This is a genomic window from Rhodococcus sp. 15-649-2-2 (genome assembly GCF_002258645.1).
Lineage (GTDB): Bacteria > Actinomycetota > Actinomycetes > Mycobacteriales > Mycobacteriaceae > Rhodococcoides.
This window is the reverse complement of record NZ_NPFM01000030.1, coordinates 210205-223468: the sequence shown is the minus strand read 5'-3', so window position 1 is coordinate 223468 and position 13264 is coordinate 210205. Positions and strand designations below refer to the sequence as shown.

Here is a 13264-nt window from a genome sequence, read left to right as displayed (position 1 = left end):
TATCAGGCGTTGCCGGACAGCTTCTCGCGAAGTGCAGCAAGCTGCGCATCGCTGGCCAGCGATCCACCGGTCGAGGCCGGAGCCGATGCTGCGGGAGCATCGCCTTCTGCATCGGCGGGGGCCTGACCCGACTCGGAGGAGTAGTTGGTGTTGGCGGCTTCGGCAGCTTCGTCCTTGGCCGTCTTCTCCATCTGAGCGGTGTGCATCTTGTGGCGACGCTCGGCCTCGGCGTAGCGACCTTCCCACTCTTCACGCTGCTTCTCGTAACCTTCGAGCCATTCGTTGGTCTCGGAGTCGAAGCCCTCGGGGAAGATGTAGTTGCCACCCTCGTCGTACGAGTCGGCCATGCCGTACTTGGACGGATCGAACTCTTCTGCGTAGTCCTCGTTGGCCTGCTTGAGGCTCAACGAAATCCGGCGACGCTCGAGATCGATGTCGATGACCTTGACGAGCGCGTCGTCGCCGACACCCACGACCTGGTCCGGAACCTCCACGTGGCGCTCGGCCAGCTCGGAGATGTGCACGAGGCCCTCGATGCCCTCTTCGACGCGAACGAACGCACCGAAGGGAACCAGCTTGGTGACCTTTCCGGGCACGATCTGGCCGATCGCGTGGGTGCGAGCGAACTGGCGCCACGGATCTTCCTGAGTTGCCTTGAGCGACAGCGACACACGCTCGCGGTCCAGGTCGACGTCGAGAACCTCGACGGTGACCTCGGTGCCGACCTCGACAACCTCGGACGGGTGATCGATGTGCTTCCAGGACAGCTCGGAGACGTGCACGAGGCCGTCGACGCCACCCAGGTCCACGAAGGCACCGAAGTTGACGATGGAGGACACGACGCCCTTGCGGACCTGGCCCTTCTGGAGCTGGTGCAGGAACTCGCTGCGGACCTCGGACTGGGTCTGCTCGAGCCATGCGCGGCGCGACAGGACCACGTTGTTGCGGTTCTTGTCGAGCTCGATGATCTTGGCCTCGATCTCCTTGCCGACGTACGGCTGGAGGTCGCGGACGCGACGCATCTCGACGAGCGAGGCAGGCAGGAAGCCGCGGAGACCGATGTCCAGGATGAGTCCACCCTTGACGACCTCGATGACGGTGCCCTTGACGGCCTCGTCCTTCTCCTTGAGCTCCTCGATCGTGCCCCAAGCGCGCTCGTACTGAGCTCGCTTCTTGGACAGGATCAGGCGGCCTTCCTTGTCCTCCTTGGTGAGGACGAGTGCTTCGATCTCATCTCCCACGGAGACGACCTCGTTGGGGTCGACGTCGTGCTTGATGGAGAGCTCGCGAGAAGGGATGACGCCTTCGGTCTTGTAACCGATGTCGAGTAGAACCTCGTCGCGATCGACCTTGACGATGGTGCCTTCGACGATGTCACCATCGTTGAAGTACTTGATCGTCGCGTCGATGGCTGCGAGAAAATCCTCTGCGGAGCCGATATCGTTTACGGCCACCTGCGGTGAGGTTGTGGTTGAGGGCATGTGTTGAGTTGCTCCGGACGGGTTGGGTATCGGTTGATGGATGTTCGGTCGGACTTGTAGAACATGTGCAGCACGAGTGTCGACGGCGATATTCCTGCCGACTCCGCGAACGCCGAGGACGGGCGGACCCGACCTGAGCGCAGCATGAACACACTCGCGGTGATCAGGGTACGCGATGCCGCAGTACCAGCACAAACCCGGTTAGAGTCGGCGTGTGAGCGATCTTCCTGAGCCGTCGTCCACTCCCGGCCGCGGCCGTGTCGATTCGGCCGCGAGCGACCGCGCCAGCAGACTCTGGTGGGACTCCGACGCCGACAACTACCACCGTACGCACGGCGCGTTTCTCGGTGTGTCGACCGACACCGGCGAATTCGTCTGGTGCCCCGAGGGACTGCACGAGGGCGATGTGCACTTGTTGGGCGACGTCGCAGACAAGGACGTCCTCGAAGTGGGATGCGGCAGTGCACCGTGCGCTCGCTGGCTCGGCGCTCAGGGTGCTCGCGCGATCGGTCTCGACATCTCGATGGGCATGTTGCAACGAGGCGTCGACGCCATGGCCGCGGGGGGTTCGACGGTTCCGCTGGTCCAGGCCAGTGCCGAATCGTTGCCGTTCGGCGACGAACGATTCGACATCGTCTGCTCGGCCTTCGGCGCAGTTCCGTTCGTCGCGGACTCCGCCAACGTCATGAAGGAGGTCGCGCGAGTGCTCCGACCGGGCGGCATCTGGGTGTTCGCCGTCAATCACCCGATGCGCTGGGTGTTCCCCGACGATCCGGGGGTCGGCGGCCTGACCGCGACGATTCCGTACTTCGATCGAACCCCCTACGTCGAATACGACGCCGACGGGACCCCTAACTACGTGGAGCATCACCGCACGATCGGTGACCGAGTGCGCGAACTGGTTGCCGCAGGCCTCGAGGTGCGAGACATCGTCGAGCCGGACTGGCCGGAGTGGCTGGACCGAGAGTGGGGGCAGTGGAGCCCGCTGCGTGGGCAACTCTTTCCCGGCACCGCGATCTTCAGCAGTCGAAAGCCGCGCTGAGTCCGTCGTCGATCAGCGGCGGTGCACCCGTGCCTCGACGGTCTCGGTGAATGCGCTGGTCGACGCCTGCCCACCGAGGTCTGCTGTCGCCACGCCGGATTCGACGGTGTCGTCGACCGAGTGTCGGATCCGCCCGGCAGCTGCGGCGAGCAGGTCGTTCCCGTGCCGATCGGCGAGCCACTCGAGCAGCATCGCGGCCGACAGGAACAGCGCAGTCGGGTTGGCGCGATTCTTGCCGGCGATGTCCGGGGCGGAACCGTGTGACGCCTGCGCCATGGCCTGTGATTGCGAGGAATTGATCGACGGGGCGGTACCGAGCGAGCCGGACAACTCTCCCGTCAGATCCGACAGGATGTCGCCGAACATGTTCTCGGCCACGATGACGTCGTAGTCCTCACCGCGTCGAACCAGGTGTGCGGCCAGCGCGTCGACGTGTTCCTCGGTGACCTCGACGTGCGGGAACTGTTCGCCCACGGCGCGGCACGCATCGCGGAACAATCCCGTCGTCATCGACAGCACGTTGGTCTTGTGGACGATGGTGAGCTTGCGGCGGCGTCTGTCTGCGAGCAGGAATGCCTCGCGCGCAATGCGTTCGCATGCCCTGCGGGTGAACACCCCGACCGCGAGTGCCACGTCGGGAGTCGGCATGAATTCGCCGCTGCCGACGAACATGTTGCGATCGGCATAGAACCCCTCGGTGTTCTCCCGCACCACTACCAAATCCATGTTCGGCGACATCGCTCGCACGCCGGCAAGGGCTTTGGCAGGCCTGATGTTGGCGAACAGGTCGAAATCCTTCCGAATCCGTCCGCCTGGGGTCAGCTGTGAACGGAACGGCTCCGGATACGAGGCACTGTCGTGTGGCCCCAGAATCCAACTCTCGAGCTCGCCCAGTTCCTGCAACGTGCCCTCGGGTATCGGCGTGCCGTATTCGTCGATGGCACCGCGACCGAGCGGGAGGTGCACCCACTCGACCGCCGATCCCCCCACTGCCGCGATCGCCGCGTCGACCACTCGGATCGTGGCGGGCACGATCTCGTGACCGATCCCGTCGCCGGTCATCGCCCCGATCCGTAGCGTCGTTGCATTCCGGCCGTCCGTCTGCGACATCATGGCCTCCATGGTGCAGTCCGCAGAACTTCTACTCGACTCCGGCCTCGATGCTGCGGTTCGCCGCGAGTGGGCGGCGCTGTCGGATGCCGGCCTCCCGAGCCAGAATCGGCACCGAGGTGAATCGAACCGACCACACATCACTGTCGCGGTGGCAGCGTCGATGCCCGTCGCGGTGGACGACGGCGCAGCCGTTCGTTTCGATCCGTTCGATGTGCGCCTCGGCGGGCTCGTCGTGTTCGGCGGTCGGGCGATAACCCTGGCACGCCTGGTCGTTCCGACCAGTGAGTTGCTCGATCTGCACGCCAGGATGCACGCGGCCGTGGGCGAAGACTCGCTCGATCACCTCGACCCCGGCCGATGGACACCGCACGTGACACTGGCCCGGCGATTGACGTCCGAGGAGGCGGGAACCGCCGTACGACTGTTGTCGACGAGCATCGAGGACCTGGTGGGCTCTGCCGTGGCCCTGCGTCGCTGGGACGGCGAGGCCAAACGCGAGTGGCGAATCGGCTGACCGCAACGTCAGAAGGTGAAGTCGCCGAACTGTGTCACCTCCGCGTGGGTGTCGGGAGCGAAGCCTGCGACCACGAGAGCATCGATGGCCAGGAACGACAGCACAACTACCAATACAATTGTCATGCACCTAGCGTCCTACCTGCGGAGAGTCTCCACGAGTGGCAGTAACGCCACTTATCCTCGAATTTCTGCCATACTCGTCGCATGCTGAAACGAGTGGTCGTTGCACTGATGCCGTTGACCGAACAGTTCGAGCTCGGCGTCGCATGCGAGGTGTTCGGGTTCGACCGCTCGGACGAGGGCCTCCCCACCTACGACTTCTCCCTGATCGCGGGTGTCCCCCAACCGATCCGCACCCGCGTCGGCTACACCATCGACGTGCCACACGATCTCGACAGTCTCGACAGCGCCGACCTGATCATCATTCCGGCCGGCGGCACCGAGGCGGCGGACGACGGCAGCTATGTGTGCGGCATCGGATACAACTCGTCCATCGAGCCCTTGCTGGCCAAACTCCGTGCGGCGGTGGACCGGGGTGCCATGGTCGCAAGCCTGTGCAACGGTGCGTTCGTGCTGGGCCAGGCAGGGCTGCTCGACAATCGGCCGTGCACGACGCATTGGCGGCATTCGGCCTCGCTGGCCGCGAAATACCCGCTGGCTCAGGTGGATCCGAACGTCCTCTACGTGGACGCAGGCAACGTCCTCACCAGCGCAGGGACGGCCGCCGGAATCGACCTGTGCCTGCACATCGTGCGCAAGTACCAGGGCAGCGTCGTGGCCAACGGGATCGCCCGCAGAATGGTCGTCCCGCCGCATCGCGACGGTGGCCAAGCTCAGTTCGTCACCAGTCCCCTGCCCGCCACGCACACCGAGACATTGGCACCGCTGCTGGACTGGATGACCGAGAATCTCGACTCCGAGCTGACGATCGGGCGACTGGCAGCACGGGTGAACATGTCGGCACGCACCTTTGCTCGTAGGTTCGCGGCCGAAACCGGAACGACGCCCGCGCGGTGGCTCAACGATCAACGCGTGCTGGCGGCTCAGCAATTGTTGGAGAACTCCGATCTGCCGATGGATTCGATCGCCGAGGTGGTCGGCTTCGGAAACGCCGCCGCTCTGAGGCAGCACTTCGTGAGATTGCGATGCACCACCCCGAACTCGTACCGCCGGACGTTCCGCGCCGCACCCCAGCCCGCCTGACACGCCGCGCTCCGACGCGGCCGGGAAGATTCAGGCGAGTACCTGCGTTGAGACACACCAGAAGCGCAATCAATCGAAAGGGACCGCGTGGCCACTCAGACTTTGACTCAGCAGAATTTCGACGAGATCGTCACCAGCAACGACGTGGTGTTGGTCGATTTCTGGGCATCCTGGTGCGGCCCCTGCCGCCAGTTCGCCCCGACATTCGAGAAGTCGTCGGATGCTCACCCCGACGTCGTGCACGCCAAGGTCGACACCGAGGCCGAGCAGGGTCTCGCTGCGGCAGCGCAGATCCAGTCGATCCCGACGATCATGGCGTTCCGCGAGGGAATTCTCGTCTACGCACAGCCCGGTGCTTTGCCTGCACCGGCGCTCGAAGACCTCGTCGGACAGATCAAGGCACTCGACATGGACGTCGTACGCCAGCAGATCGCCGAGCAGGCTCCCGCAGCGGAGTAGTTCTGCACTCAGCACGACGCGAAGGGCCGCTCACCGAGATCGGTGAGCGGCCCTTCGCTGTGCCACGGATTGGATCAGTGAGCCGGCCCGATTCAGTGAGCTGCGGCATCCCAGCTTCGGCCGGTACCGACCGACACTTCGAGCGGCACCGAGAGTTCGATCGCCGACGACATCTTGTTGCGCACGAGCGCTTCGACTTCCTCGCGCTCGGAGTCGACGACCTCGAGCACCAGTTCGTCGTGTACCTGCAGCAGCATGCGCGACTTCAGAGTCGACTCGGCGAGTGAGCGGTGCACATCGATCATCGCGACCTTGATGATGTCGGCGGCGGTGCCCTGGATCGGAGCATTGAGGGCACCGCGCTCGGCTACCTCTCGACGCTGGCGGTTGTCGCTGTTGAGATCCGGTAGGTACCGACGCCTGCCGTACAGGGTCGAGGTGTACCCCACCTTGCGCGCTTCCTCGACGGCATTGCGCAGGTAGTCGCGGACACCACCGAACCGCGCGAAGTACGCCTCCATCTGCTGCTTCGCCTCCTCGGTGGAGATCTTGAGCTGCGCGGCGAGGCCGAATGCGCTGAGCCCGTAGGCCAATCCGTAGGACATCGCCTTCACCCGACGACGCAGTTCGGGGGTGACCTCCTCGATCGGCACCCCGAACGCGCGGGAACCGACGAAGCTGTGGAGGTCCTCACCCGTGTTGAACGCCTCGATCAGACCCTCGTCGCCGGACACGTGCGCCATGATGCGCATCTCGATCTGGCTGTAGTCGGCGGTGAGCAGGGTGTCGTAACCCGCCCCGACGACGAAGCCGTCCCGGATGTGGCGTCCTGCCTCGTTGCGCACCGGGATGTTCTGCAGGTTGGGTTCGGTGGACGACAGCCGCCCGGTGGCCGCAACGGTCTGGTTGAACGTGGTGTGAATTCGTCCGTCGTCGGCAACGGACTTGAGCAGGCCGTCGACCGTCACCTTCATGCGTGTCGCGTCTCGGTGATCGAGCAAGAATTTCAGGAAGGGATGCTCCGTCTTCTCGAACAACCCCTGCAGCGCATCGGCATCGGTGGTGTAACCGGTCTTGGTCTTCTTGGTCTTGGGCATGTCGAGTTCCTCGAACAGCACCACCTGCAACTGCTTCGGTGACCCGAGGTTGATCTGCTTGTCGATCACGCCGTACGCGGAGTTCGCGGCCTCGTCGACCTGCGCGGCAAAACCGGACTGCAGCGAACGCAGGTGGTCGCTGTCGACGGCGATGCCGGTCGCTTCGACATCGGCCAAGACCGTCAGCAACGGCAGCTCCATCTCGGAGAGCAAGGTGGTCGATTCGATGGCAGCGAGCTCGGCGTCCAGGGCCTCGGCCAGGTCGATGACGGCCCGCGCTTTGAGGATCTCACCCTCGGCGAATGCCGCGTCAGCGGTGTCCTCGGCATCGAGCAACGACATCTGGCCTTCACCCGCATCCTCGACACGGAGCTCTCGCTTGAGGTAGCGCAACGACAGGTCGTCGAGGTTGAACGAACGCTGACCGGGCCGAACGAGATACGCGGCCAGGGCGGTGTCGGTGGTCAACCCCCCGAGGGTCCAGCCACGCCCCCGCACCGCGTGCAACGCCCACTTGGCCTCGTGCAGCGCCTTGGGTTGCGCCGGATCGGCGAGCCAGGCTGCGAGCGCGCGCTCGTCGGATTCGTCGAGGGCTGTTGTCGTCACGAACGCGCCTTCCCCGTCGGCCGCGGCGATGGCCAAGGAAGTCGCGTCACTGTCGAAGGGCCTGCGCGGACCGAGAATGGACAGGCCGCTGCGGCGGCCGTCGGACGCGTGTTCTTCCAACCACTCGGCCAACTCACCCGGGGCGACGATCCCACCGCGGACGTCGAAGCCTTCCTCGGCTTCGGGCTCGACCGACGCGAGCGTCTCGAACAGTCGGTCCCGAAGAATGCGGAACTCCAGATCGTCGAACAGCGCGTGGATCTTCTCGCGGTCCCACGGGGCAAGTTCGAGCTGATCGGGGGTGTACGGCAACGGCACATCGCGCACCATTTCGGTGAGCTCACGATTGAGCACCACACTCGACAGGTTGGCGCGCAGTGCGTCTCCCACCTTGCCCTTCACCTTGTCCACGTTGTCGACAAGGGCAGTGAGCGAACCGTATTCGATGATCCACTTGGTTGCCGTCTTCTCGCCCACACCGGGAATGCCGGGCAGGTTGTCACTCGGATCTCCGCGCAGGGCAGCAAAATCCGGATACTGCGACGGCGTCAACCCGTACTTACCGGCGACCTCCTCGGGGGTGAACCGGGTCAGGTCCGAAACCCCCTTGCGCGGGTACAACACCGTCACGTTGTCGGTCACCAACTGCAATGCATCGCGGTCGCCGGTGACCACGAGAACGCGGTAGCCGAGCGCCTCCGCCTGCGTCACCAGGGTGGCGATGATGTCGTCCGCCTCGAATCCGGCCTCTGCCATCACCGGGATGCCCATGGCCCCGAGCACATCCTTGGTGATGTCGACCTGGCCGGCGAACTCGTCGGGGGTCTTGCTCCGGTTGGCCTTGTACTCGGGGAACCGCTCGGCGCGGAAGGTCTGCCGCGAGACGTCGAAGGCCGCGGCGATGTGCGTCGGCTTCTCGTCTCGCAGCAGATTGATCAGCATCGAGGTGAATCCGTACACGGCGTTGGTGGACTGACCGCTGGTGGTCTTGAAGTTGTCCGCAGGCAGCGCGAAGAACGCGCGAAACGCCATGGAGTGGCCGTCGATGAGGAGCAGAGTGGGTCGCTCCCCGCCTGCTTTCGCATCGGTCTCGGCCGCGGGCGCTGCGCTTTTCTCGGTTACTGGGCTCACGGTTGACCAGTCTAGGTAGCGGGTCCGACAACTCGTAGCCGGATGCTCGCTGGGCGACACGCTCGCCCTCACGACGCGCGTCGTGCACCGCGAAACACAACCGATACTTTCCGGAAATCTCAGTCGCCGATTTTGCGTCGTTTCAACGGATAGAGTCCGACAATTGCAGTAAATCCCCAACCCGTGACTCAACGACAACCGTCCGGAGGACGTGCGTGGCTCCAAATGTTCGATGGACCAGAAAGGTGCAACCGCCGAGGTTGCGCGCAAGATCTGCCGTTCGGCTCCTTCAGCGAACACTCCTACTCGCCGTTCTGAGTTCGATCGCCGCGCTGCTGTTCAGTGCGCCGGCGTTGGCCCAGGAACCTACGCCCACTCCCCCGGCTGCGCCGGGGACGAGTGCCGAGCAGGCACCGCCCGCAGACGCCGTCAGCGTCGCGGGATCTCTCAACAACGCCGGCGAGCGACTCGTCGGCGTCGATGTCGCAGCGCTCGACGCGAGCGGCACCGAAGTCGCTCGAACCACCAGTGAAACCGGCGGCCGCTGGACTCTCGAATTGTCCCCCGGGACATACACATTCCAGGTGGTCCAGGAAACGCTTCCCGACGGGGTGAGCGTCCAGGCAGAAGTCCAGCGTGACGTTCAGGCCGGGCGTTCCAACACCGTCATCTTCTCCTTCGGTGAAGCCAGAACTGCCACCAGCATTCCGTTCTACGAGAAGTTCGTTCGCACCACGGTCGACGGTTTCCGTTTCGGCCTGGTCATCGCACTGGCGGCGGTAGGGCTGAGCCTGATCTTCGGCACCACCGGCCTGACCAACTTCGCGCACGGCGAACTCGTCACCCTTGGAGCCGTCGCGGCGTGGTTCTTCAACGTGAGCCTCGGAATACAGCTGATTCCGGCCACGGTGCTGGCTATCATCGTCGGAGTCGCGATCGGATGGCTCAACAATGCCTTGATCTGGCGGCCACTCCGCAAGCGTCGAACCGGCCTGATCGCACAGCTCGTGGTGACGATCGGACTTGCGATCGCATTGCGCTACCTCATCCTGATCTTCTTCTCGGATCGCTCCGAGCCCTTCGACGACTACCAGGCCCAGACCGAGAACAACTGGGGCCCGCTGTCGATCACCAACGTCAATCTGGCGTGCATCATCATCAGCGTCGTCGTCCTGGTCGGCGTTGCACTGATGTTGCAGCGCACCAAGATCGGTAAGGCCATGCGAGCGGTGGCCGACAACCGTGATCTCGCCGCGTCCTCGGGCATCAATGTCGAGCGTGTCGTCACGTTCGTCTGGTGCCTCGGTGGCGGCCTGGCCGCACTCGGCGGCGTGCTGTTCGGACTTTCCGAACTCGGCGGACGCGTCCAGTGGGAGATGGGCTTCAAGCTCCTGCTGCTGATGTTCGCCGGAATCACGCTCGGCGGACTGGGAACGGCCTACGGCGCATTCCTCGGTTGCGTCATCGTGGGTCTGCTCGTCCAGTGGTCGACGTTGGTCATCAATCCCGATCTCAAATACATCGGAGGGTTGCTCGTCTTGATTCTCATCCTCGTCGTCCGACCACAGGGCATCCTCGGCTCGCGACAAAGGATCGGGTGACCACCACATGGATATCATCGGCGCACTTCAGATCTCACTCGCTCAGCTGGTCGGACCGTCGGCCATCTTCTACGCTCTGCTCGCCATCGGCCTGAACCTGCACTTCGGCTACGCCGGGCTGCTCAACTTCGGGCAGATCGGCTTCGCGTTGCTCGGCGGCTACGGCGTCGGCATCACCACGATCACCTACGAGCAGCCCCTGTGGCTCGGCATTCTGGTCGGTCTCGCCGCGGCAGGCTTGCTCGCTCTTGTTCTCGGTATTCCGACTCTGCGACTGCGAGCCGACTATCTCGCGATCGTCACCATCGCAGCCTCGGAGATCCTGCGGTTGGTGTTCCGTTCGACCGCAACGGATTCGGTGACCAAGTCGACCAACGGCATCACCGGCTTCGCCGGTCCGTTCACCAGCATGAGCCCATTCGAGGGCGGCAAGTCGTACAGCTTCCTCGGCGTGCGCTTCCTGGGCAACGACCTGTGGGCCATGCTCGTCGGCTGGACACTCGTGCTGCTCCTCTGCGGAGTGATCTACCTGCTGACCCACAGCCCGTGGGGACGTGTACTCAAGGCCGTCCGTGAGGACGAGGACGCCGCCCGCTCACTGGGCAAGAACGTCTTCGTCTACAAGATGCAGGCGTTGGTTCTCGGCGGTGTCATCGGCGGTATGGGCGGTGTGTTCAACGCACTGCAGACTCAGTCCATCAACCCCGATTTCTACTCGACGGCGCAGACGTTCTTCGCCTTCGGCGCACTGATTCTCGGTGGGGCGGCAACAGTGTTCGGCCCCGTACTGGGCGCGATGCTCTTCTGGTTCCTGCTGTCCATTCCCGATGCGATTCTGCGGCAATTGATCTCCGGCGACGACCCGGTGCTCAACCTCACCGGTGCCCAGGTCGGTGCCACGCGATTCGTGCTCCTGGGAATCCTGATCGCCGTGTTGATGGTGTTCAGACCTCAGGGCATTCTCGGCAACAAGCGAGAGGTTCAACTCAATGCCTGACCCGAGCAAGGATGCTGCTGCAACGGCTGCACCGAGCAAGAAAGCAAGCACACTCGAATCACGCGCTGCCCAGGCGTTGTCGAGCGATCAACGCGCGTCACTGTTCGCAGGTGTGCCCAACGAACCCGGCGCACCGAAACCCGACGCCACCATGGTGGTCGACGGCGTGTCGCGCACCTTCGGCGGCCTCAAAGCCGTCGACGTGGCGCACCTCGAAATCCAGCGCGGATGCATCACCGGTCTCATCGGTCCGAACGGTGCAGGCAAGACCACGCTGTTCAACCTGCTCACCGGATTCGATCGCCCCGACACCGGGACCTGGTCGATGGATGGCCAGGAGCTGGGTCGGATGCACCCGCACCAGGTGGCCCGCAAGGGTGTGGTGCGGACGTTCCAGTTGACCAAAGCATTGTCGAAACTGACTGTGCTGGACAATGTTCGGTTGGGCGCAACAGGTCAGCGCGGCGAGCGCATGATCAATACGTTCATGCCGTGGACATGGAAGGCCCAGGAGCGTCAGATCACCGAACGCGCCTACGAACTGCTGGGGCGCTTCAAGCTCGACGCCAAAGCCGACGACCTGGCCGGCTCACTGTCGGGCGGTCAACGCAAACTACTGGAGATGGCACGTGCGCTGATGACCGATCCGTCGGTGGTCATGCTCGACGAGCCGATGGCCGGGGTCAATCCTGCTCTGACGCAATCACTTCTGGGGCACATCAAGTCGCTGCGCGACGACGGTATGACCGTGGTGTTCGTCGAACACGACATGGACGTCATCCGCGACATCAGTGACTGGGTGGTGGTGATGGCTCAGGGCAGCATCATCGCCGAGTCCACGCCGGAGGAACTCTCCAACAACGGTGCTGTCGTCGACGCCTACCTCGGTAGCCACCACGATCAGGCTCTCGAGTTCGACGCCGACGGCAATCCGGTCGGGGCAACCGCCGAACTGGCGGAGGCGCTGAAACAGGCCGAGAAGGAAGAACTCGAAGCGGGAGGCGATCTTTCGGAACCGGAGTTCGTCAGCCCAGTGACGCCCGACGTCGCCCAGGGCGGCTCGCACCGGGCCAAGGAGGACAACTGATGAGCGAACAGACATTGACGCCGGCCGAATTCGCCGCCACACCCGAGGAGCACGCTCGCCTTGCCGAAGGCGCACTGTTGCGCGCCGACGGATTGGTCGCCGGCTACATCCCCGGCGTCAACATCCTCAGCGAATGTAACTTCTTCCTCAACGACGGCGAGATCGTCGGCATCATCGGGCCGAACGGTGCCGGTAAGTCGACATTGCTCAAAACGCTCTTCGGGCTCGTTGCCGTCCGCGAGGGCAGCGTGAAGCTTCGCGGTGACAACATCACCTCTGCCGAGGCGCACGTGCTGGTCACGAAGGGCGTCGGATACGTTCCGCAGACCCAGAACGTGTTTCCGTCGCTGACCATCGAGGAGAACCTCGAAATGGGAATCTATCTGCGTCCCAAGAAGTTCGGCGAGCGCTTCGAGTTCGTCAGCGAGTTGTTCCCCCTGCTCGGAGAGCGCAAGAAGGTCAAGGCAGGCGCACTGTCCGGTGGCGAACGACAGATGGTCGCCATGGGACGCGCACTGATGATGGAGCCCTCGGTACTGCTGCTCGACGAACCGTCGGCCGGACTGTCGCCGATGTTCCAGGACGAGGTGTTCATCCGCTGCAAGAAGATCAACGCGGCGGGGGTCTCGATCATCATGGTCGAGCAGAACGCCCGTCGCTGCCTTCAGATCTGCGACCGCGGCTACGTTCTCGATCAGGGCCGCAACGCGTACACCGATACCGGTCCTGCGTTGATGAACGACCCGAAGGTGATCGAGCTGTACCTCGGCACACTGGCCGGAAGCAAGGAGAAGAAGACGTAGATCCTCTTCGTCGACGACGAAGCCCCGGTTCGACTCGATGTCGAACCGGGGCTTCGTCTGTGCACCCGCATCGACCGGTACACACAACACTGGGCCCGAGTCCTGATCGAGGACTCGGGCCCAGTGCC

General features: G+C 63.9%; 11 protein-coding genes. 8 read left to right on the top strand and 3 right to left on the bottom strand.

Annotated features, from left to right (window positions below; genetic code table 11):
- Window positions 1-2: 2 nt before the first annotated feature.
- Window positions 3-1481 (bottom strand): 30S ribosomal protein S1, encoded by a 1479-nt coding sequence (gene rpsA, locus CH305_RS20625; protein WP_027497255.1) that lies wholly within the window; start codon window positions 1479-1481, stop codon window positions 3-5.
- A gap of 214 nt (window positions 1482-1695) precedes the next feature.
- Here rpsA and CH305_RS20620 point away from each other — a divergent pair, with 214 nt between their 5' ends.
- Window positions 1696-2523 carry a class I SAM-dependent methyltransferase gene (locus CH305_RS20620; protein ID WP_037150760.1) on the top strand — a complete coding sequence of 276 codons (828 nt, stop codon included), beginning with the start codon at window positions 1696-1698 and terminating at the stop codon, window positions 2521-2523.
- A gap of 12 nt (window positions 2524-2535) precedes the next feature.
- On the opposite strand, the gene CH305_RS20615 is transcribed toward CH305_RS20620, so the two are convergent.
- On the bottom strand, window positions 2536-3633 hold the full coding sequence (locus tag CH305_RS20615; protein ID WP_094704804.1) for an isocitrate/isopropylmalate dehydrogenase family protein: 1098 nt from the start codon (window positions 3631-3633) through the stop codon (window positions 2536-2538).
- A 10-nt stretch (window positions 3634-3643) separates the two neighbouring features.
- On the opposite strand from CH305_RS20615, the gene CH305_RS20610 reads away from it, so the two are divergent.
- The 3 genes from CH305_RS20610 to trxA all read left to right on the top strand — a co-directional run bounded on the left by CH305_RS20610 (window position 3644) and on the right by trxA (window position 5814).
- Window positions 3644-4150, top strand: a complete 507-nt coding sequence (locus tag CH305_RS20610; protein ID WP_032404008.1) for a 2'-5' RNA ligase family protein — start codon at window positions 3644-3646, stop codon at window positions 4148-4150.
- Window positions 4151-4356: 206 nt separating this feature from the next.
- Window positions 4357-5355 carry a helix-turn-helix domain-containing protein gene (locus tag CH305_RS20605; RefSeq protein ID WP_032378971.1) on the top strand — a complete coding sequence of 333 codons (999 nt, stop codon included), beginning with the start codon at window positions 4357-4359 and terminating at the stop codon, window positions 5353-5355.
- Between the two features lie 87 nt (window positions 5356-5442).
- Window positions 5443-5814: a thioredoxin gene (gene trxA / locus CH305_RS20600; RefSeq protein ID WP_032394311.1), complete on the top strand. Its 372-nt coding sequence runs from the start codon at window positions 5443-5445 to the stop codon at window positions 5812-5814.
- A gap of 92 nt (window positions 5815-5906) precedes the next feature.
- On the opposite strand, the gene polA is transcribed toward trxA, so the two are convergent.
- Window positions 5907-8648, bottom strand: coding sequence for a DNA polymerase I (gene polA, locus CH305_RS20595; RefSeq protein ID WP_094704751.1), 2742 nt, complete (start codon window positions 8646-8648; stop codon window positions 5907-5909).
- A gap of 260 nt (window positions 8649-8908) precedes the next feature.
- Here polA and CH305_RS20590 point away from each other — a divergent pair, with 260 nt between their 5' ends.
- From CH305_RS20590 to CH305_RS20575, 4 genes are read left to right on the top strand one after another with little or no spacing between them, the layout of a single operon-like run.
- Window positions 8909-10249 carry a branched-chain amino acid ABC transporter permease gene (locus tag CH305_RS20590; protein ID WP_052065943.1) on the top strand — a complete coding sequence of 447 codons (1341 nt, stop codon included), beginning with the start codon at window positions 8909-8911 and terminating at the stop codon, window positions 10247-10249.
- A 7-nt stretch (window positions 10250-10256) separates the two neighbouring features.
- The gene (locus tag CH305_RS20585) at window positions 10257-11246 is read left to right on the top strand and encodes a branched-chain amino acid ABC transporter permease (RefSeq protein WP_032404006.1); all 990 of its coding nucleotides are present in this window, start codon (window positions 10257-10259) and stop codon (window positions 11244-11246) included.
- On the top strand, window positions 11239-12333 hold the full coding sequence (locus CH305_RS20580; RefSeq protein WP_242640165.1) for an ABC transporter ATP-binding protein: 1095 nt from the start codon (window positions 11239-11241) through the stop codon (window positions 12331-12333). The genes CH305_RS20585 and CH305_RS20580 overlap by 8 nt, the downstream gene beginning before the upstream one ends.
- Complete coding sequence (locus tag CH305_RS20575; RefSeq protein WP_032378975.1) at window positions 12333-13136, top strand: ABC transporter ATP-binding protein; 804 nt, start codon at window positions 12333-12335, stop codon at window positions 13134-13136. Before CH305_RS20580 ends, CH305_RS20575 begins: the two co-directional genes overlap by 1 nt.
- The last annotated feature ends 128 nt before the right edge of the window (window positions 13137-13264 follow it).